Annotated in this window: 12 protein-coding genes; all 12 read left to right on the forward strand. The window is 73.0% G+C overall.

Going from position 1 to position 20,057, the window contains the following annotated elements:
• Positions 1–388: 388 nt before the first annotated feature.
• The 12 genes from ACSRUE_RS11315 (at position 389) to ACSRUE_RS11370 (ending at position 20,028) form a co-directional block, all read left to right on the forward strand.
• Positions 389–1,603: an ATP-binding protein gene (locus ACSRUE_RS11315; RefSeq protein ID WP_441291017.1), complete on the forward strand. Its 1,215-nt coding sequence runs from the start codon at positions 389–391 to the stop codon at positions 1,601–1,603.
• Positions 1,604–1,945: 342 nt separating this feature from the next.
• The gene (locus ACSRUE_RS11320; RefSeq protein ID WP_441291018.1) at positions 1,946–3,505 is read left to right on the forward strand and encodes a cation:proton antiporter; all 1,560 of its coding nucleotides are present in this window, start codon (positions 1,946–1,948) and stop codon (positions 3,503–3,505) included.
• Between the two features lies 1 nt (position 3,506).
• On the forward strand, positions 3,507–4,211 hold the full coding sequence (locus tag ACSRUE_RS11325) for a potassium channel family protein (protein WP_437764148.1): 705 nt from the start codon (positions 3,507–3,509) through the stop codon (positions 4,209–4,211).
• A gap of 38 nt (positions 4,212–4,249) precedes the next feature.
• Entirely contained in the window at positions 4,250–5,554 is a 1,305-nt protein-coding gene (locus ACSRUE_RS11330; protein ID WP_441291019.1) for a monooxygenase, read from the forward strand.
• A gap of 145 nt (positions 5,555–5,699) precedes the next feature.
• On the forward strand, positions 5,700–6,287 hold the full coding sequence (locus ACSRUE_RS11335; protein ID WP_441293078.1) for a hypothetical protein: 588 nt from the start codon (positions 5,700–5,702) through the stop codon (positions 6,285–6,287).
• A complete protein-coding gene (locus tag ACSRUE_RS11340) occupies positions 6,284–6,562 on the forward strand; it encodes a hypothetical protein (RefSeq protein ID WP_437764150.1) in 279 nt (92 codons plus the stop codon). Before ACSRUE_RS11335 ends, ACSRUE_RS11340 begins: the two co-directional genes overlap by 4 nt.
• Positions 6,563–6,793: 231 nt before the next feature.
• Entirely contained in the window at positions 6,794–7,183 is a 390-nt protein-coding gene (locus tag ACSRUE_RS11345; protein WP_441291020.1) for a nuclear transport factor 2 family protein, read from the forward strand.
• Positions 7,184–7,499: 316 nt separating this feature from the next.
• Positions 7,500–11,570 (forward strand): nSTAND1 domain-containing NTPase, encoded by a 4,071-nt coding sequence (locus tag ACSRUE_RS11350; protein WP_441291021.1) that lies wholly within the window; start codon positions 7,500–7,502, stop codon positions 11,568–11,570.
• Between the two features lie 130 nt (positions 11,571–11,700).
• Positions 11,701–12,714 carry an ADYC domain-containing protein gene (locus ACSRUE_RS11355; protein ID WP_441291022.1) on the forward strand — a complete coding sequence of 338 codons (1,014 nt, stop codon included), beginning with the start codon at positions 11,701–11,703 and terminating at the stop codon, positions 12,712–12,714.
• A gap of 244 nt (positions 12,715–12,958) precedes the next feature.
• A complete protein-coding gene (locus tag ACSRUE_RS11360) occupies positions 12,959–14,161 on the forward strand; it encodes a ferritin-like domain-containing protein (protein ID WP_441291023.1) in 1,203 nt (400 codons plus the stop codon).
• A gap of 193 nt (positions 14,162–14,354) precedes the next feature.
• A complete protein-coding gene (gene ypfJ, locus ACSRUE_RS11365; RefSeq protein ID WP_441291024.1) occupies positions 14,355–15,188 on the forward strand; it encodes a KPN_02809 family neutral zinc metallopeptidase in 834 nt (277 codons plus the stop codon).
• 202 nt (positions 15,189–15,390) lie between these two features.
• Entirely contained in the window at positions 15,391–20,028 is a 4,638-nt protein-coding gene (locus ACSRUE_RS11370; RefSeq protein WP_441291025.1) for a capsule biosynthesis protein CapB, read from the forward strand.
• The last annotated feature ends 29 nt before the right edge of the window (positions 20,029–20,057 follow it).

Consider the following 20,057-nt stretch of genomic DNA (forward strand, 5'->3'; position numbering starts at 1 on the left):
CACCACATCGCCCCTCCGCGCTCGTCATGAAGCGATGGCCGACAGCGGTTCTGGCGGAAGGAGGGGTCTGCTGCTTGTGCGAGGACGCGGGCGGGCGCGGCGCTCGGGGAGGCGCGCCTGCATCCGCCGCGCCGAGAGGTCGGCCTGGAGCTCGCCGCGTGGAGAGGGAGAGCGGCCGCCGCTGCACGGCCGCCGAGCGCGAGGCGGGCGCGCGGGCACTGGCGGTGACGTGCCCCGGGGACGTCGTTTAACGCATCGCGCTCGCCTTGTGGTGCGCGCCAGCGCGCGTTAGAGACCCTGCCGAATGGAACCGGAGGGCCACGAGAGATTCGCTGACTCGGACCCGAGTTTCCGACAACTCCATCCTTGCGAGCGCCTCATCAGCGTCGTGCAGGACCTCTCGCTGGCCCGCGACCTGCGGGCGATCATGCAGATTGTCGATCGGGCCGCCCGCGACCTCACGGGCGCCGACGGCGCTTCCTTCGTGCTCCGCGAAGGCGACCTCTGTTACTACGCGCAGGAAGACTCGATCGCGCCGCTCTGGCAGGGGAAGCGGTTTCCGATGTCGGCGTGCGTCAGCGGTTGGGTGATGCTGAATCGGAGGCCGGCGGTCATCGGCGACATCACGCGCGATCCCCGGGTCCCGATCGACGCTTATCGGCCGACCTACGTGCGGAGCATGGCCATGGTGCCGATCCGCGCGCGCGCTCCGCTCGGGGCGATCGGGACCTACTGGAGCTCCATACGAGAGATCCCGCAGAGCGAGGTGTCGCTGCTCCAGGCGCTCGCCGGCAGCGCCGCCGTGGCCCTGGAGAACGTCGCGCTCCACGACGGCCTGGAGAAGGGCGAGGCGCGGGCGCGCGAGGTCGAGGCGGCGAACCGCGCTCTCGCGGAGAGGCAAAAGGCCCTGGAGGAGCTCCATTGGCAGAACGAGGCGCTGAGCGAGTTCCTCGCGCACGATCTCAGGAGCCCCGCCGCCGGCATCATGCTCGCCGCGCAGGCGCGCCTGAAAAAGCAGGATCTCCCGGATCCGGAGCGGCGCCGATGGAATGCCGTCCTCACCTCGGCCGAGGTCATCCAGCGCACCGCGCTGAACCTGCTCGACGTCGCGAGCCGCCAGCGCGGGATGTTCGTGCTGCGGCTCGCCGAGCTCGATCCGGCGTCGCTGTTCGAGGGTGTGGCCGAGATCCTGGAGCCGCTCGCCGCGTCGCGCGGGCAGCGAATCGAGCTCTGCCCCGCCATGCCGAGCTGTCTTCTCCGCGCCGATGAGGAGCTCGTGCGGCGCGTCCTGCTGAACCTCGTCGACAATGCGCTCCGTCATAGCCCGGCCCACGGCGCGGTGCGCCTCGAGGCGCGGTGGCTCGACCCGGGCTGGGTCGAGCTCGACGTGTGCGACGAGGGCCTGGGGATCCCGGCCCACCTGCGCGACCGCATCTTCGACAAGTACGCGCGGCTCGCCGACGGGGGCGCGATCTCTGCGGCCGGCCGCGGCCTCGGGCTGACGTTCTGCCGGCTGGTCGTCGAGGCGCACGGCGGCAGGATCGACGTGAGGGACAACGAGGGGCGGGGCAGCCGATTCTGCGTTCGGCTGCCGGCAGGCTGACAGAAGGGCATCGAGAGCGCTGAGAGCCGGTGTCGGGGGCCGCTCCTGAAGCATTCCTCGAATTTTTTTTCGCCCCATGACGACGAAGCGATGATGTCGTCGATGTCGTGTCATGTGATCTGTCGATATCGCACCTCTTCCCGGGCGGCCGAGCGAGAGGCGCGCGCACGCGAGGCCGCGCGCGCCTCTCGTTCGGCCGCCCGGCGACGCCTCTCGCGTCTTGCGATTCCGGAGGCGATCAGGTAGCGCAGGATCCACGGTGAGCTCTCCCGCGGATCCCGTGCACATCGCGACGCGCCCGCCGCGGGCGCCCTCCCTCGCGCCGCGGCTTCGAGGTGCCTCATGAGGGAGCGGCTCGAGAGCCTGCTCCTCGTCCTGGCCGTCGGCTCGGCGGTCGCGATCGGGGCGAAGCGCGTCGCGATTCCCTACAACGTCGCGCTCGTGCTCGTGGGGCTGCTGCTCGTCGTCGTCGACGTGCTCCCGAAGGCGCCGATGGACCCGGAGGTCATCCTCATCGCGTTCCTCCCGGTGCTCGTGTTCGAGGGCGCCCTGTTCGCCGACGCGGACAGCCTGAGGAGCGCGAGCCGGCCAATCCTCGCGCTCGCCGTGCCGGGCGTGCTCATCTCGCTGCTCGGCACCGCCGCGGTGGCGACGCAGCTGCTCGCGCTCCCGTTCGCGGCGGCGCTCCTCCTCGGCGCGCTGCTCTCGATCACCGACACCGTGAGCGTGCTGCTCGCCTTCCGCAGCGTCCGCGTGCCGCACCGGCTGGCGGCCATCATGGAAGGCGAGAGCCTCTTCAACGACGGGACGGCGCTCGTGCTCGTGGTGCTCGCGTCGCAGGTCCTCGCGAGCGGCACCTTCAACGGCGCCGAGACCTTCCGCGCGCTCGCCCTGGCCATGATCGGCGGCGCGGCCGTCGGGGGCGCGTTCGGCGCCGTCGGCGCGTCCCTCCTCCGCCGCACGCCGGATCACCTGACCGCGATCCTCGCCTCCATCGTGCTCGTCTTCGCCACGGCCCTGCTCGCCGAGCGGCTCCACGCCTCGCCGGTCATCGCCGTCGTGGTCCTCGGGGTGATCGTCGGCAAGGCCGCGCGCCGCATCCTCGAGCCCTCGCGCGTGCTCGCGCTCCAGGGCTTCTGGGAGACGAGCGGCTTCTGCCTCAACGTGGTGCTCTTCGAGCTCGTCGGCATGCAGATCCAGGCGGACATGCTCGTGCGCGAGGCGGCGTCCATCGGCCTCGCGCTGATCGCCCTGCACGGGGGCAGGGCGGTGGCCGTCTACGGCTGCTTCGGCGTGCTCCGGGCGCTCACGGGCGAGGTCTTGCCCCTCCGCTGGCAGCACGTGATGCTGGTCGGCAACATCAAGGGCGCGCTGTCGATGGCGGCGGTCCTCAGCCTCCCGAGCGGGCTGCCGTACCGCGACCGCCTGATCACGATCGTCTTCGGCGTCACCTTCGTCACGCTGGTCGCGCAGGCGCTGCCGTTCGCTCGGCTGCTCAAGTTCCTGCGGGTCGCGATCCCGACGGCGGACAGCGCGCTCGACGCCGCGAAGGCCACGCTCATCGCGGCGCGGCGCGGCCAGTCCGAGCTCGACGATCTGCTCGCGTCGGGCCTCGTGTCCCGCAAGGAGCACGCCGAGCGCCGCGCCGCGTTCCAGCGGCAGGTCATCCAGGCGGAGGTGGCGCTCCAGACGCCGCAGGGCGAGGTGGTCCGCGACCACCTCACCGATCTCGCCCTCCTCTCGGCGCAGAAGGCGGCGGTGCTCGACGCGGCGAGGCGCGGCCTCATCGCCGCCGAGACCGCGCACGCCCACGTGAACCAGATCGACAGGGCCATGGTGGAGCTCCCCGGCGGACACGCGGCGCCCGCCGCGAACCCTCACGAGCACGAAGGAGAGAGCTGACATGCGCGTTCTCATCGCGGGCGCCGGGCGCGCTGGGCTGAGCGTCGCGGTGCACCTCGCGAAGATGGGCCACGACGTGACGACCGTCGATCGCGACGAGTCGATCGCCAACAGCGCGTTCGAGCGGCACGGCCTCGTCTCGCTCGTGGGCGACGCGACCGACGCCGGGCTCCTCCAGGAGGCCGAGGTGGCGCGCGCCGACGTGGTCGTGGCGATGCTCCGCCGCGACGCCGACAACCTCGCCGTGGCGCTCCTCGCGCAGGCCGGGGGGGCCAAGCGCGTCATGGTGCGCATGCGGGACCCCGCCTACCGGAGCGTGTACGTCCGCGCGGGCGTGGACCAGATCCTCTCCGAGATCGACGTCTTCATCGGCGCGATGGCCACCGCCATCGAGCACCCGGGCGTCCGCCACGCGATGGTGCTCGGCGCCGGCGAGTCGGTCGCGTTCGAGCTCGACGTCCCGGTCGACTCGGTGATCGCGGGCCGCACGGTGAGCACCATCGCCGGCAGCGCGAGCTTCCCTTCGTCGTGCGTCTTCGCCGGCGTCTACCGCCCGGATGGCCGCGTCGAGGCGCCGCGCGGCTCCTCCGTCGTCGCGGGGGGCGCCACGGTGCTCCTCGTGGCCGCGCGCGACGAGCTCGCCGAGGTCATCGCGTTCTTCCTCCGGCGCGAGCCCGCGAGCGGCGGGGGCAACGAGCGCCGCTGACACGAGGCAGGTGTTCTATGACGAGGTGCGCGGGGACCATGGGCTCATGGGCATGGCTTGCGGCGGCGCTGGCCGTCCTCTCTGCCTGCGGCGGCGATGACGCCGGGGCCGCGGCGGGCGGCGGCGTCCAGGTCGCCGTCTCGTACTACCGGGACGTCAAACCCATCTTCGACGCGCGGTGCGCGGGGTGCCACAGCGACGGCGGCGTCGCGCCGTTCTCGCTCGAGGGCCACGAGACCGCGGCGTCCTGGGCCGCGCCCATCAAGCGGGCCGTCGTCGAGCGCACGATGCCCCCCTGGCCGGCCGACAACACCTGCGCCGAGTACGTGGGCGACCGCTCCCTGTCCGAGCAGCAGATCCAGACCATCGCCGCGTGGGTCGATGGCGGCGCGGCCCTGGGCGATCCGGCGGACGAGGGCCCGCCGATCGACCCGCCGGCGAGCGCCGCGCTCGCTCGTGTGGACCGCACGCTCGAGATGCCGGTCGAGTACACCCCGCAGACGGGGCCCGACGAGTACCGCTGCTTCGTGATCGACTGGCCGGAGGAGGCCGTGCGGTACGTCACCGGCTTCGGGATCAGGCCCGGCGAGCGGCGCGTCGTCCACCACGTGATCGCCTTCATCGCGGCGCCGGACCAGCTCGCCGAGCTCGACGCCCTCGACGCGGCCGACCCGGGCCCGGGTTATCCCTGCTACGGCGGCCCTGGGCTCAAGCCGCGCTGGCTCGGCGGCTGGGTGCCCGGCGGCGGGAGCATGATCTTCCCGCCGGGCGCGGGCACCCGGATCGAGCCTGGCTCCAGGCTGATCATGCAGGTCCACTACAACACGCTGACGGCGGGCAAGCTGCCGGATCGCACCGCGATCGACGTGATGCTGGAGAGCTCGGTCGAGCGGGAGGGCACGATGCAGCCGTGGGCGAACCCGGCCTGGCTCAGCGGCGACTCCATGCTGATCCCTGCCCTGGAGAGCGACGTCGTCCACCGCTGGGGGGCCGATCCCTCCCGGGCGCTCGCGGGCAACGAGCCGATCGAGATCCACTGGGTGGGCCTCCACATGCACACGCTCGGCACGCGCGCGCGCCTCGAGATCGAGCGCGCCGGCGGCGGCTCGGAGTGTGCGCTCGACATCCCGCGCTGGGACTTCCACTGGCAGGGAAACTACAGGTTCGCCGAGCCCAAGGTGCTCGAGCCGGGCGACAAGCTGTCGATCGAGTGCCACTGGGACAACACGCCCGAGAAGCAGCCGATCATCGACGGACAGCCGCGGGTCCCCGGGGATGTCGTCTGGGGAGAGGGCACGACCGACGAGATGTGCCTCGGCACGTTCTACATGACCGGGCGCTGAGCGCAGGCTTGCCTGATGCGATCTTCGGGGATCGCGGCGTGGCTGCGTATAGGCTGCAAGACCAACCGTTGGATCCTCGTCCGTGCGGAGCAGCCTCCGCTTTCCGTCGGATCTCGGCGTCGCCAAGCTGGGCACGGACGTGGTGGTGACCGGCGACGCGATCGCCCCCGAGAAGGTGAGGGTGCTCGACGTCGCGGTGCGGGTCAGGCAGCGGCTCACGCCCCTGCGCGTCCACGGGCAGCGCTTCTTCTTCAACCGCAGCTCAAGCCGTCCGTCCCGCCGCAGATTACCAGCATGGTGGGCCGGTGGCCTGACCAGGTCTGGGCTCTTGTCTATGCAGGGCCAGGGATGCGCGCCATCGAGGGGCCGATGCCTGGTGCCACGCTCTGGACCCAAGTCAGCAGGAATGTGGTGGTTCGTTGGGACGACGCCTCTGTTTGCTGGGTGGAACACCCCGAGAACGAGTGGGTTGGTGAGTGGGCTGACGGGGTGCTCGTCACGGGATCCGACGGCAGGTTCAGATGGGCGGACGGCGCGGACACGCCGATCGATCCCGTGCTCACTCAGGGTATTTTGCATACAATCCTTATGTTTACCAGGGCCGGCGAGGTCATCATCCTCAGGGCAAGTCTTTCTGTGCGCACAGGCGCACTCCATGCCAGTGCGCATTTACCGTCTGGCGGAGAGCTCGCCTCGAGCAGCATCCCGAGCCGACCGTGGCCGTAGCGGGTGAGCCCCCAGCGCAGATCGTTGCGCTCGACGAGCGCGCCGCAGGGATCGCACTGGCTCCGCGTCGCGTGCTGCGGCCACACCCTCTATGCGATCAACAGCCACCACCTCGCGCTCCTGGAGATCTACATCGCCTGTCCCCTGCGCGAGCGCCTGCGGATGCATTGGGCCGACCGCGACTACCTGGCCACGCTGCCCCGGTGGATGTGCCTTGCCAAGAACCGCAAGAGGGTTCTCCGCAGTCTACGGGTCTTGCGGAACAAGCTGGTTGATTCATGATTGGGTCGATGGCTACGCGGTTGACTCGGCCTCATGGGCCGAACTGAAAGACGCGCCTGTTCGCGCGCTCCGCGGTGCGCCCCAAGGCCTTCGGACCCCCCCCAGGCCGCCGCCGTCCGATGCCCGCGATCCTGCCGGCGCTGTCCGCCACGCCACACCTCGTCGCGGCCTGACTTCACCGTCGACGGCGTCAGAGCGCGCGGGTAACACTGCGTGGAGCCCCGGGCCTCCATGACCGATGAACACCCCGCCTTCGGGCAAGCCATCCGCGACGTCATGGAACGCCGCGCCCGCGCCCTGGTGACGCGCGACCTCGCCGCGCTCGCGCTTCTCCTCGCAGACGACTTCTCGTACGTCAATTCCCAGGGGGCCCTCTGGGGGAAGGCCGATTACCTGACGGCGGTCGCGGGGGGCGCGCTGCGCTGGAGCGCGCAGACCGCGGAGGAGGTCAGCGCGCGCAGCTACGGCGAGCTCGCCGTGGTGACCTGCGTGGTGCGCGACGAGGGGACCTGGCACGGCGAGCCGTTCAGCGCGCGGTTCCGCTCCACGCAGGTCTATGCGCGCCGCGAGGGCGTGTGGCGCTACGTAGCGGGCCAGTCGACGGGCCTGGACCAGGGTTGAGCGCGGGGGGAGGACCCTTGCTCGTGGCGTGCGCCCTCTTCGGCTTCTCCCTGACGCTGGTCATCTCCTGCCTCTGGCGCCTGGCCGACCAGCCCTCGGAGGGCGAGAAGATCCTCCGGAGGCTGCGGGCGCCTCCGCAGGCACGCGTCGGCGACGTCGCGGGGCAGGAGACCGCGCGGCTCACGGGCGACGTGCGGCGCGCCGGCGAGGGGCTCCGCGCGCCGCTCGCCGCGCTGCGCGGCGTCAGGCGGCGGACCACGCGGAGAACGCTCGGCTCGAGTATAGTCCCCGGGCGCTTGGCGCGAGGCGGGCCCTCGTGAAAGAGAAGATTGCTTCAACCCTCTCGCGGGCGATCCCGCGCCCCGGCGGCGCGGAGACGGAGCCGCGGGCGGGCGATGCCCTGCCGCCGTCGAGCTTGGGCCCGGAGAGCCTCGCCCCGGCGAGCTTCGGCCCGGACAGCCCCGGCCCGTCGAGCTTCCACCCGCCGAGGCGGTTCGAGGAGTACCGGCTCCTCCAGAAGCTCGGCAGCGGCGGCATGGGCGACGTCTACCTCGCGCACGACACGCTGCTCGACCGCATGGTCGCGGTGAAGTTCATCCGCGCGGCGACCGCGGACGCCGAGGTGCGCGCGCGGCTGCTCGCCGAGGCGCGCGCGGCCGCCCGCATCCATCATCCGAACGTCGTCGCCGTCTTCCGCGTGGGCGAGCTCCGGGGGCGGCTGTTCGTCGTCTCGGAGTTCGTCCGCGGTCAGAGCCTCGATCGCGTCGACGTGCCGATGCCCTCGCGCCGCGTGCTCGAGCTCGGGGCGGGCCTCGCGCGGGGCCTCGCGGCCGCCCACCGCCGGGGGGTGCTGCACCTCGACATCAAGCCGGCCAACGCGGTGATCACCGCGGAGGGCGAGGCGAAGCTCCTCGACTTCGGCCTCGCAAAGCTGCTCGAGCCGGCCGCGCGGCCCGACGCGCGCGGGGCGCGATTCGACGTCCCTGGAGGGCGATCCGACGTCCCCGGAGGGCGATCCGACATGCCCGGAGGGCGATCCGACGCGCTCGGCGCGGACGCGCTCTCTGGCGGCGAGGCCCTGCGAGGAGCGCAGGGCGACGCCGACGCGGCGATCGCGCCCGGCGATGAGCCGCTCGAGGGCGAGTTCCGCGAGGCGGCCGAGATGGCGGCGCGCCTGCTCGACGCGACGACGAGCGTCGGCGGCGGCACGCCCCACTACCTGCCGCCCGAGCTGTGGCGCGACGAGCTCGCGACGCGCCGCTCCGACGTGTACTCGCTCGGCGCGCTGCTCTTCGAGCTCTGCGCCGGCGTCCCGCCGCACCACGACGTGCCGATGACCGAGCTCCAGCTCGTCGTGCAGACCGAGGCGCCCCGGCCGCTCGCCGCCCTCGCGCCGGGCGTCGATCCGCGGCTCGCGGCCGTCATCGAGCGGTGCCTCGAGATCGACCCGGCCGATCGCTTCGCCTCGGGCGACGAGCTGCGCGACGCCCTCGAGCAGCTGCTCGCCAGGAACCGCCACGCCTCCGTCGCCCCGGAGGGCAACCCCTACCGCGGGCTCCTTGTCTTCGATCTCGAGCACCGCGCCGTGTTCTACGGGCGCAGCGCCGAGACGGGGACGATCCTCGACCGGCTCCGCTCCGAGCCCATGATCGTCGTGGCCGGCGACTCGGGCTCGGGCAAGTCCTCGCTCTGCCGCGCCGGCGTGCTCTCGCTCGTGCTCGAGGGCGCGCTCGGCGGCGGGCGCGCCTTCCAGGCCGCCATGATGGTGCCCGGCCGGCACCCGCTCGCCGCGCTGGCCGCCGCGCTCGAGCCGGTCCTCGGCGCGCCCGCCGAGCGCATCGCCCAGGCCGTGCGCGCCGCGCCGGGCTCCCTCGCCCGCGACCTGCGCGCGCGGCTTGGCGAGCGCGGCGGGCTCGTGCTGTTCATCGACCAGATGGAGGAGCTCGCGACGCTGAGCAGCCCGGGCGAGGCGGCGCTCGTCGGCGAGGTGCTCAGCGCCTTCGCGGCGCGCTCGCCCTCCCTGCGCCTGCTCGCCACGGTGCGCGGCGACTTCCTCGCGCGCGTCGCCGGCATCTCCGGCCTGGGCGACGACATCGAGCGCGCGCTCTACCTGCTCCGCCCGATGTCGGCGGACAAGCTCCGCGAGGCCATTACCGGGCCGGCGCTGGCCAAGGGCGTCGCGTTCGAGTCCGACGCGGTCGTCGACGCGCTCGTCGAGTCCACCGCGCGCGCCGAGGGCGGGCTGCCGCTCCTCCAGTTCGCGCTCGCCGAGCTCTGGGACGCCCGCGCCGCGCCCGACGCGCCGCTCAGCAGCGCCGACCTCGCGCAGATCGGCGGGGTCGAGGGCGCGCTCGCCCGCCACGCCGATCGCGTGCTCGGCCGCATGCCGCCCGAGGTCCACGCGGCCGCGCGGCGGCTGCTCGGCGCGCTCATCACCCCGCAGGGCACGCGGGCGCGGCGCGCCGAGGGCGAGCTCGCGGAGAAGGGCGGCGACGGGGCGGCGCGCGCCGCGCTCGACGCGCTCGTGCAGGGCCGCCTCCTGTTCGCCCGCGAAGGCGAGCAGGGGACGGTCTACGAGATCGCCCACGAGGCCCTGATCCACGGCTGGGGGACGCTGCGCCACTGGCTCGAGGAGCAGCGCGAGCAGCGCGCGACGCGCCAGCGCCTCGAGGCCTCGGCCGCCGAGTGGGAGCGGCTCGGCCGGCGCCGCGACGCGCTCTTCAGCGCCCGCCAGCTCAAGGAGGCGAGGGGCCTCGACCCCGCCGAGCTGCCGCCGCGCGAGGCGGCGTTCCTGAGGGCGTCGCGGCGCGCCGTCCTGACGCAGCGCGCGATCCGGTGGGCCCTCGCCGTGGGCGTCCCGCTCGTCGCCGCGCTGCTCTACGGCACGCTGGAGCTCAGGGCGGCGCGCCAGCTCGCCGCGCGGGCGGACAGGAAGATCCATGAGGCCGCGCTCACCTCGTCCGCCGCGGCGATCGAGCGCGCCGAGGCCGAGGAGCTCCGCACGGAGGCGCTCTCCGCCTTCGATCGCCGGCTCCGTGACGAGGGGGAGGCGCTCTGGGAGCGCGCGCAGCGGCGCGCCGCCGAGGCCGAGCGGCTGCAGCTGCAGGTGAGCCAGAAGCTGGAGGCGGCGCTCACGCTCGACGGCGCCCGCAACGACGCGCGCGCGCGGCTCGGCGACGTGCTCTACGAGCGCGCGCTCGCCGCGGACGCGCGCGGCCACGCCTCGCTGCGCGACGAGCTGCTCCAGCGCATGACCACGTACGATCCCGACGGCGCGCGCCGGCAGCGATGGAACGCGCCCGCCGAGGTCGCCATCGAGACCGATCCCCCCGGCGCGGACATCACGCTGGAGCGGTACGAGAATGACGCGGAGGGGCGCCGGCAGCTGACCGGCCAGCGCCTCCTCGGGACGACGCCCTTCGCGAGCATCGCGCTCGCGCAGGGCTCCTACCTGCTCACCTGCGAGGCGCGGAATCGCACCATCGTGCGTTATCCGTTCCTGGTCCAACGCGGAGAGTCATTGAAGCTCTCCATCCCCCTGCCGCACGCCGGGGACGTCCCTCCCGGGTACATCTACATCCCGCCGGGCCGGTTCCTCTTCGGCGCCGCCCTCGACGACATGTACCGGTGGGCGTTCCTCTCCACCGTTCCTCTCCACGAGATCCGCACAGGCGCGTACCTGATTGCGCGACACGAGACGACGTTCCAGGAGTGGCTCGACTACATCCAGGAGCTCCCGAAGGAGTCCCGCGGCAGCTCGTCCATCCAGGCGGGCAACGGCGCCATGACAGGCGCCCTGGGGCTGCGCCGCCAGCCAAGTGGGGTGTGGCAGCTCACGATTCAGCCCACGGTGCACGCGTATACGGCGCGCGCAGGGGAGCCGCTCGTGTACCCATCGCGGGCGGTCCGCGCGCAGCAGGACTGGCTTCGTTTCCCCGTCACGGGCATCTCCTTCGCTCAGGCCACCGAGTATGCCGCGTGGCTCCACAGGACAGGCCGCGTGCGCGGAGCCCGCCTCTGCACCGACTACGAGTGGGAGCGCGCGGCGCGGGGCGCCGACAGCCGCATCTTCCCGCACGGGGACAGGCTGTCTCCCGGCGACGCCAACTTCGATGAGACCTACGGCAAGGAGAGCTCCACGATGGGGCCGGATGAGGTGGGCTCGCACCCCGCCTCACGTAGTCCGTTCGGGGTCGATGACATGGCGGGAAACGTGCTGGAGTGGGCCATTTCTTCGATCGAGACCGACAAAGTGCTGTTGCGAGGTGGTGCTTATATCTATGATCAAACCTCGGTCCGAAGTGACAACCGGACCGTCGTTGATGGCACCTTCCTCGACCCGGTGATCGGGCTCCGCATCTGCGCCTCGTTCCCTCCACCACCGTGAGGGCGGCGAGGCCTGCGGCGCTCGAGCCGACGCGGGCTCCATCGCTCGCGTGATCGGGGCCCGACCGCCCGAGGGAAGACCGTCGATGCGCAAGGCGTCACGGCTTTAGCGGCAGCGTCCGGAGGCGATCATGTTGAAGCGAGGGTTCCTGGCAGGGTCGATGGTCGTGCTGAGCTCGGTCGGCGCCGGCTGCGTCGCGGAGTTCGACGGCGGCGAGGTCGAGGTGGAGTCGGCGGAGAGCTCGTTCGCCATGAGCCGGCTCAACAACATCGGGCTCAACGGCACGAACCTCAACGGGGTCCGCTTCAACGGAGTCCGCTTCAACGGGGTCCGCTTCAACGGGGTCCGCTTCAACGGCGTCTCGCTGGACGCGACGACGCTGGTCGGCACGCGCGAGGGCGACGGCGCGTCCGTCGCCGGGGCCGACTTCATCGGCGCGGACCTCGAGGCGGTCCTGGACGATGGGTCGTCGGTGGTCGTCCGCGTCACGAACGTCGTCGAGCGCGACGGGATCCAGTACTACACGGTGAAGTACGACGCCGGCTCCGGGGTCTGGATGAACATCTGCGGCGAGGGCCTCGACGCGATCCCGGTGAAGGGGACGTGGAACGCGACGACGGGGGTCCACTCGGACGACGGGGGCATGTTCACGTTCGCCTGCCAGGGCGCGGCGATCGGGAAGTGCGCCGAGTGGGGCTACAGGGAATGGATGACCGCGGCGGAGTGCAACGCGAGCGGCTGCGAGGACAGGGATCTCTCGTACTTCCATCAAGCGTGCATCCGCATGGTGCGCGCGGACTACTGCGGCGACGGCGTGCCGCACACGCAGACCGGGACGGCGATCGACGTCTGGGACGCGCTCGGCATCCAGACCGAGACCGTGGGCTCTGGCATGAGCCTCGAGGCCGAGTGGACGGCGGACGGCGCCGCCTGCGTCAAGCACACCCGGTGGCAGGGCCCCGGCGGCAGCAACCCGGATCGCGACTACATCATGGCGCATTGCCCGGAGCGGTGGGCCGGGGACGATCCGAGCTGCGGCGGGAGCACCTCGACCTTCCACAAGGAGAACGGCTTCGCGACGCCGCTCGGCCAGCGGCGCGTTCTGCGGAACGCGTCGTTCACGACCAACGTGAGCCCCCAGTAGGCGGCGCCGTCGCGCAGGTCCGGGCGCGGTCACGCCCGGGCCGGGGAGTGCCGGAGTGTGTCAGCGCTGCGGCGCGACGATCGAGGGGAGGTGCTGCGCTTCCCGCAGAAACCGCTGGTCTCGACGCGATCGCGCCCCGGCCGGCGGTGGACCATGTCTTGCGATAGAGCAGGTCACAAGCCGCCCTGTTCCAGGCTCCTCGCAGCGCTCATGAGGCAGCGGGCATGGGCTGGAGGTGCACGTCATGCTGCTCGACCGATCCTTTCGACGAACGCTCATCGCCCGTCTCCTCCTGAGCGCCGGCCCCTCGACGGCCGCAGCGCTCCTCGTCGCAGCGCCGGGCTGCGGGGAGGCCGCGGCCGAGGCCGAAAGCGCCCAGGAGCTCCGTTGCTTCGACTGGTTCGAGGAGCTCGGGGCTTGCCTGGACCGCGACGCAGCGCTGGAGGAGTTCAGCACCATCCACCGGCCCTGCGACGGCAAGGACGTGGAGCTGGAGAAAGACACGATCGTGTCGGTGGAGAGCGACGCGACCCGCCGTGACGGCGCGTGCTGTTACGAGGTGATCGTCGAGGAGAACACCATCGACTGCGCCGCGGTGGGACGGCCCTTCTCCCTGGAGGGGCACCGGGTCACGGCCGCCCCGCGGCCGGCCGAGGCGGGGTGGCTCGCGCGTGCGACGGCGAGCGGCGCCGGCGGGCAGCAGCCTTCGCTGGCGGATCTGACGGACGAGGAGCGGGAGACGCTCGCCGGTGGCTGGCTGCGGGGCGCGCTGGAGGAGCACGCGTCGGTGGCGTCGTTCGCGCGCTTCGCGCTGGATCTCATGACGCACGGCGCGCCGTCGTCGCTCGTCGAGGCGGCCCACATTGCCGCGCTCGACGAGGTAGGTCACGCCCGCCTCGGGTTCTCGCTCGCGTCCGCCTACCGGGGCGCGCCCGTGGGACCGGCGGCCTTCCCGATGCCGCCGGCGGTGCCGATCGCCGCGGAGCTCGCGGCGCTGGCGCGCGCCGCCGCGGAGGAGGGCTGCGTCGGAGAGACCGTGGCCGCGGTGATCGCGGCGGAGCAGCGCGCCCGAGCCGAGGATCCCGCGGTGCGGGCGGCGCTCGAGGTGATCGCGGAGGACGAGGCGCGGCACGCCGAGCTCGCCTGGCTGACGGTGGCGTGGGCGATCGGGGCCGGCGGCGAGCCGGTCCGCCGCGCCGTGGCGGAGGTGTTCGAGGCCGCCGCGGCGTCGCTCGGGCGCCCGCTCCCGCCGGGGGACGAGCCGGGCGGCGGTCGCGCCGCGGCGCTCGCGGCGCACGGCCACCTCGCCGTGGCCGAGGTGCGCGCGCTGCAGGGCGCGGCGCTCGCCCAGGTGGTGCTGCCGTGCGCGCGCGCGCTGGGGCTCTGGGAGAGGAGCGCTGCCCAGAGCACCGGGCGAGTCGAGGAGAGATACCGCCAGGACGCCTGAAGGCGCAGAGAGGTGTCTTCTCGGGAGACGCCGACAGAGGTCTCGTGTTCTTCGTGGCAAGGCGCAGGGGGCGATTCGTTCGCTCGCGCGCCGCGCGACCAGGCCGGCACCACCAGGCGTGCAATACCCTCACGTCCTGACCGAAAGCTAAGGTACCACCCGATGCGCAGTCCACGCTATACATGCGCTGGCCATGCGCTGGACACCTGGGAAACGCAGTGAAAACCTCCGAGACCTCCGCGGCGCATCCGGTGGGGCGAAGCTCGGTGTGGGCGGGACGGTGATCCTGCTCGTGCTCTCGCTGGTCTTCGGGAAGGATCTCCTGTCGGGGCTCGGTCAGGGCTCCGCGATTCCCGGCGCGCAGAGCGGGCGCTCGAGCTCGCCCGAGGAGGAGCGGCTCGTCGACTTCGTCTCCTTCGTCCTCGATGACACCGAGGCCGTGTGGACGCAGGTGTTCAGCCGGACGGGGCAGCGCTATCCGGCGCCCGTGCTGACGGTGTTCACCGACTCCGTGAGGTCGGGCTGCGGTATCGGCGAGTCGGCGATGGGCCCGTTCTACTGCCCGGCGGACCGGACGGCGTACATCGACCTCGGCTTCTACCGTGAGCTCAAGGCGCGGTTCGGCGCGCCAGGCGACTTCGCCCAGGCGTACGTGCTCGCCCACGAGATCGGCCACCACGTGCAGAACGTGCTCGGGACCGAGCGCCGCCTGCGCCAGCTGCAGGCCGCGCGCCCCGGCGAGAAGAACGCGCTCTCCGTGAAGATGGAGCTCCAAGCGGACTGCTTCGCCGGCGTGTGGGCCCACTCCACGCAGAAGCGCGACCTGCTCGAGGCGGGCGACGTCGAGGAGGCCCTCCGGGCCGCGTCCGCGATCGGCGACGACCGGCTGCAGAAGGCCGCGACCGGCAGGGTCAACCCGGAGACGTGGACGCACGGCTCGTCGGCGCAGCGGGTCGCCTGGTTCAAGCGCGGCATGCAGGGCGGCCGCGTCGAGGACTGCGACACGTTCGCCGAGAGCTCGCCCTGAACAGGCGCCGTCCGCCTTCCCGCGCGCGGGAAGGCGAGGGGAGCGCAGATCGCGCGAGCGGCGGCTCGCGACAGCTCCGCGCGACGGTGTACGCTGCTCGCCCGCCGATGGTCTCGCCGCACGGTGCCCCTCGCTCCCCGACGCAAGGCCGCCTCTGCCCTCGAGCGCGTGCCCTTCGCCTTCGCGCGCTCGCGGAGGCGCCGTGAGCGCGCGCGAGGCGCCTGACTCCTGGGTCTCCGCGCCGCGATCGATCGCGGAGGTCATCGAGGACAGCCTCCCCCAGATCGAGGTGCGCCTGCGCCCGCGCGCCATCGCCACGGTCGTCGCCCGCGTCACGGCCGACCTGGGCGACGAGGAGCACCCGAGGCCCGCGCTGCTCGCCGCGCTCGCCCGGTGCGCCGACGGCGCGGCCGCCGAGGTCGACCGGCTGCGCAGCGCCGAATCCGCGCTCGTGCTGGCCTACCAGTCGGCCGCCACCCCCGCCGAGCGGCGCGAGCTCCTCGCCCGGCAGCTCCGCGTCTGGGCGCGAGAGCGCGAGCAGCGCGCGACGAGCGGCGCCGCCTCCCTGCTCGGCTGGGTCGCCGCGCGCGTCGAGCAGGCCGGCGACCTCTCGGCGCTCGGCCGCAACCTCGACCTCGAGGCGGCCCAGGAGCGCTTCGCCACCGCCATCGCCGACCGCCTCGACGAGATCGAGGTCGCGTACCACGCCCTCACCCACCTCGCGAAGCACCTCGACGACCCGTCCGACGCGGTGCACGTCGCCCGCGACGGCGGCGTCCTCCGGCTCGCCATGGCGCACGCCGAGCCGAGCCGCCCCGCGCCCGTCCGCCGGGCCGCGCTGCTCGCCGCCGTCGCCCTCCTGCACCGCCTCCCGGCGCGCGAGCGGCTCGGCCACCTCGGGCTCGACGCGGCCCGCTCCGCGCTGGCGTGGTCGCGCGGGGTCAACGCGTCCCGCTGGGTGCAGATCGCCGCCCTCGAGATCGGCGTCCTCCTGTTCCCCGACGAGGCGTTCTCCCTGCTGGCCGAGCGCCTCCGCGCGCGGGACGCCGCCGACAAGGACGGCCCCATCCTCCGCCGCAACGCCCTGCGCCTGCTCGGCGCGGCGGCGCGCCCGTCCGCCTCGGTGATCCCGCTCGACCGCGGGGCGCGCCTCGGCGGCGCCCCGCGGGACCCGCGCCGCTGGAGCGGCGCGCAGGCCAGCCGCGCCAGCCGGTCGAGCATCGCGCCGGAGGCCGCCGCCGCCTCCGGAGGCGCTCGCGAGGGCGCCGAGGGCGAAGGGCCGCCCGACACACCCGCGCCCGACTCGGCGCCCCGGCTCAGCGCCGATCCCGCCGCCGGCGCGCCGCCTGCCCGCGCGGCGCCCACGGGCGCGGACCCGCTCGCCATCGCGCTGCTCGCCCGCGACGACCCGAGCGAGCACGTCCGCCAGGAGCTCGTTCGCCAGCTCGTCGAGCTCGACGGCGCGGAGGCCCTCACGGCGCTCGTCGAGATCGCCGAGGGCGACGGGTCGCCTCGCGTCCGCGGGTACGCCCTGCGGGAGCTCTCGCGGCACGCGACCGACCAGGCGGACGCCGCCCCGTTCGCCGAGCGCGCCGTCCGGTTCGCCCTCGCGAAGCCCGGCCCGCCGCTCGCGTCCCGCGCGGCCCTCGAGGCGGTGCGCACGCTCTGCGCCGGGCCCTACGCCCCGCTGCCGCCGGGGACCTTCGTCGAGCTGCTCGCCGAGTTCGCGAGCCGCCCGGCGATCTCGCCGGACCTGTCGGACGAGGCCGCCGCCGCGCTGCGGCTGCTCGAGGTCGAGAGCCGCCCGGTCGCCGAGCACATCCGCCAGACGCTCCTCGCCGCCGCGTCGGAGCTCCTGGAGGGCGAGAGCGCGCCGGTCGAGTTCCCGGCCGACGCCGAGCCCCGGGACGTCGAGCGCGCGCTCGCGGTCGCGTCGCGCGGCGACATGACGTACACGCTGCGGCGCCGCGGCCGGGGACGGTACCTGCTCACGCGCGGCGAGCCGCGCGGCTTCCGCCTCTGGCGGCTCATCCACGAGATGCGCACGCCGATGCCGGACAAGCGCAAGGGGTGGATCCACACGAACGGCCGCCTCTTCGCGGGCGAGCTCGTCGCGCCGCCGGTCGGCATGGCGGAGGTCACGCCGACGCGCGTGCCGGGCGAGCGCCACGTCTACCCGCCCGTCGGCGGCTGGGGGCCGTTCGTCCCCCGCATCGACGACCTGCTCGCCGCTGCCAGCCTGACCCAGCGCGAGATCCGCCTCATCACGGCGCGCGGCACGGTCACGGTGCGCGGCCCGGCCAAGCTCGCGCACCGGCTGCGCGCCCGCGCCCTGCTCACGCTGCGCTACGACCGCTACGCCCAGGCCCGCATGCGCGCGCTCGTGGCGCAGGAGCCGGCCGAGCAGAAGAAGTTCACGCTGATGACGGGCGAGCTCGGCTTCACGGTCGCGCTCGGCGACACAGGGGGCGAGGTCGAGGGCCGCCCGTACGCGATCGAGCCGCACCTGCCGGGCAAGTACCTCGCGGTCGCGCTGCCGCCTTTGCTCCAGAGCGGTCGCGACTGGCTCGCCGGCCCGTCGGTGCCGGTCTGGATCGACGGCTTCTTCTCGTACCTCGTCTCGCCGGCGGGCAACGTCCCGACGCAGCTCGCGTGGATCGTGTTCCTCGTCCTCGCGTACATGGTGCTGCGGGCCGCGTGGATCGCGGCGCAGATCGAGCGCGCCCGCCGGGGCATCCCGCTCACGATCGGCGGCTGGGGCACGCGCGGCAAGAGCGGCTCGGAGCGGCTCAAGGCCGCGCTGTTCCACGCGCTCCGCTACGACGTCGTCGTGAAGACGACCGGCTGCGAGGCGATGTTCATCCACGCCATGCGCGACCTGCCGGCGCAGGAGATCTTCATCTATCGCCCGTACGACAAGGCCACGATCTGGGAGCAGCGGAACATCCTCACGGCCGGGCGGAACCTCCGCGCCCAGGTGTTCCTGTGGGAGTGCATGGCGCTCCAGCCGCTCTTCGTGGACACGCTCTGCTCCGAGTGGATGCGCGACGAGATCACGACGCTGACGAACGCCTACCCGGATCACGAGGACATCCAGGGCCCCGGGGGCGAGGACGTCGCCCGGGTGATCGCGCGCTTCATGCCCACGGACGGCCTGTCGTTCACGACGGAGGAGCAGATGCTCCCGCTGCTCAAGGACCAGGCGCAGCGGAAGGGGACGAACCTCGTCGCGATCCCGCCGATCGACGCGGACCTCCTGCCGGTCGACCTCCTGGATCGGCTCCCGTACCAGGAGCACCCGCGCAACGTGGCGCTGGTGCTGGCGCTCGCGGACCATTTCGGCGTCGATCGCGAGTTCGCGCTGGTCGAGATCGCGGATCACGTGATCCTCGATCTCGGCGTCCTGAAGACGTACCCGACGGTGCAGTACCGGGGGCGGAAGCTGACGTTCTCGAACGGGATGAGCGCGAACGAGCGCGCCGGGTTCATGTCGAACTGGACGCGGCTCGCGTTCGACAAGCACGACATCGACGCGACGCCCGGCAAGGCGACGGTGATGGTGGTGAACAACCGCGCCGACCGGGTCGCGCGGTCGCGCGTGTTCGCGCAGATCATCGTGGAGGACATCGGGGTCGATCACGTGGTGCTGATCAACTCGAACCTCGGCGGGATGATGCAGTTCATCACGGAGGGGCTCGACGCGCGGCTCCGGGACATGGTGATCACGGGCGACGGGGGCAAGGAGCGCGCGCTCGAGCGCTTCGACGAGCAGATGAAGAAGGTGGGCGTCCCGGCGCGGGCAGGCGCCTTCGAGGAGGATCTCACCCGGATGCTGCGCGCGCTGCCGGCGATCGACGAGGCGGCGGCGGCGGCGATCGTGGGCGGCCCCGGGGTTCTGGGGAAGAAGGGGGAGCCCGAGGCGATCGAGGCGGCGGTGAAGCAGGCGCTGGAGGCGCACGCGCCGCCGGCGGGCGAGGACGACATCCGCCCGGACATCATCCACCACGCGGCGCGGCTGTCGCGCCGGCTCGCCCGCCGCGACAAGGCGCGCGCGGAGGTGGAGGCGGCGCTGTCGCGGGGCGCGGACGCCGAGGCCAACCAGGCGTTCCGCGCGGCGTTCCGCGAGCTGTGCCTCGAGCGCATCGCGGTCCTGTGGAACGCCGACGCGAAGGGGGACAAGGTGATCGACTTCATCACGCGCGAGATCCCGCCGGGGTTCGACGCGCGGCTGATGGGGTCGCAGAACATCAAGGGGACCGGGCTCGACTTCGTCTACCGGTGGCTCTCGATGGATCGCGTGAGGACGGCGATCGAGCGGATGCAGAGCAACGCGTCGGCGCGGCGCGAGGTGCTGACGTTCTTCCTCTCGTACTCGGATTTCGGCCTGATCGATCTGCGCGAGGCGCTCGCCGCGACGCGCGCGGCGAAGGCGCAGGGGGGCGCCGGGTGGGCGGAGCACGCGAACCTGATCGACGGGGCGATCCGCAGGCTCGAGGCGCTCGACAAGGAGAAGACGGCGGCGCTCGTGGTGACGGGCAAGACGGGGGTCGGGACGAAGGTGCTGCTCCGGGTAGAGCAGTTCGTCGATCACATGGACTCGGTGCGCCGGACGCGGTGGGCGAAGATCGTGATGGACGACCTGTTCGCGATGCGCATCGGCCACGGCCAGGCCGCGCTGCTGCTGCGGGAGATCGTGGGACGGCAGAAGGGCGGCTGGCTGGCGAAGGATCTCGCCAAGTGGGTGGAGAAGCGCAGGGCGTGGCTGGAGAGCCGCCGGAAGAAGCAGCCGAAGAAGGCCGAGCCGGCCGCGCCGCCGGGGGCGGCGGCGGAATCAGGGTGACGGCGTGACGGCGTGACGGGACGGAAGCG

Source organism: Sorangium sp. KYC3313 (genome assembly GCF_052075895.1).
Classification (GTDB): Bacteria; Myxococcota_A; Polyangia; order Polyangiales; family Polyangiaceae; genus Sorangium; species Sorangium cellulosum_B.

What these genes read in the sequence shown, in the direction of transcription:
- ypfJ (WP_441291024.1), top strand. Translation starts at nt 14,355, where the DNA reads ATGCGCTGGACACCTGGGAAACGCAGTGAAAACCTCCGAGACCTCCGC.
- ACSRUE_RS11360 (WP_441291023.1), top strand. Translation starts at nt 12,959, where the DNA reads ATGCTGCTCGACCGATCCTTTCGACGAACGCTCATCGCCCGTCTCCTC.
- ACSRUE_RS11320 (WP_441291018.1), top strand. Translation starts at nt 1,946, where the DNA reads ATGAGGGAGCGGCTCGAGAGCCTGCTCCTCGTCCTGGCCGTCGGCTCG.
- ACSRUE_RS11325 (WP_437764148.1), top strand. Translation starts at nt 3,507, where the DNA reads ATGCGCGTTCTCATCGCGGGCGCCGGGCGCGCTGGGCTGAGCGTCGCG.
- ACSRUE_RS11355 (WP_441291022.1), top strand. Translation starts at nt 11,701, where the DNA reads ATGTTGAAGCGAGGGTTCCTGGCAGGGTCGATGGTCGTGCTGAGCTCG.
- ACSRUE_RS11330 (WP_441291019.1), top strand. Translation starts at nt 4,250, where the DNA reads ATGGGCTCATGGGCATGGCTTGCGGCGGCGCTGGCCGTCCTCTCTGCC.
- ACSRUE_RS11345 (WP_441291020.1), top strand. Translation starts at nt 6,794, where the DNA reads ATGACCGATGAACACCCCGCCTTCGGGCAAGCCATCCGCGACGTCATG.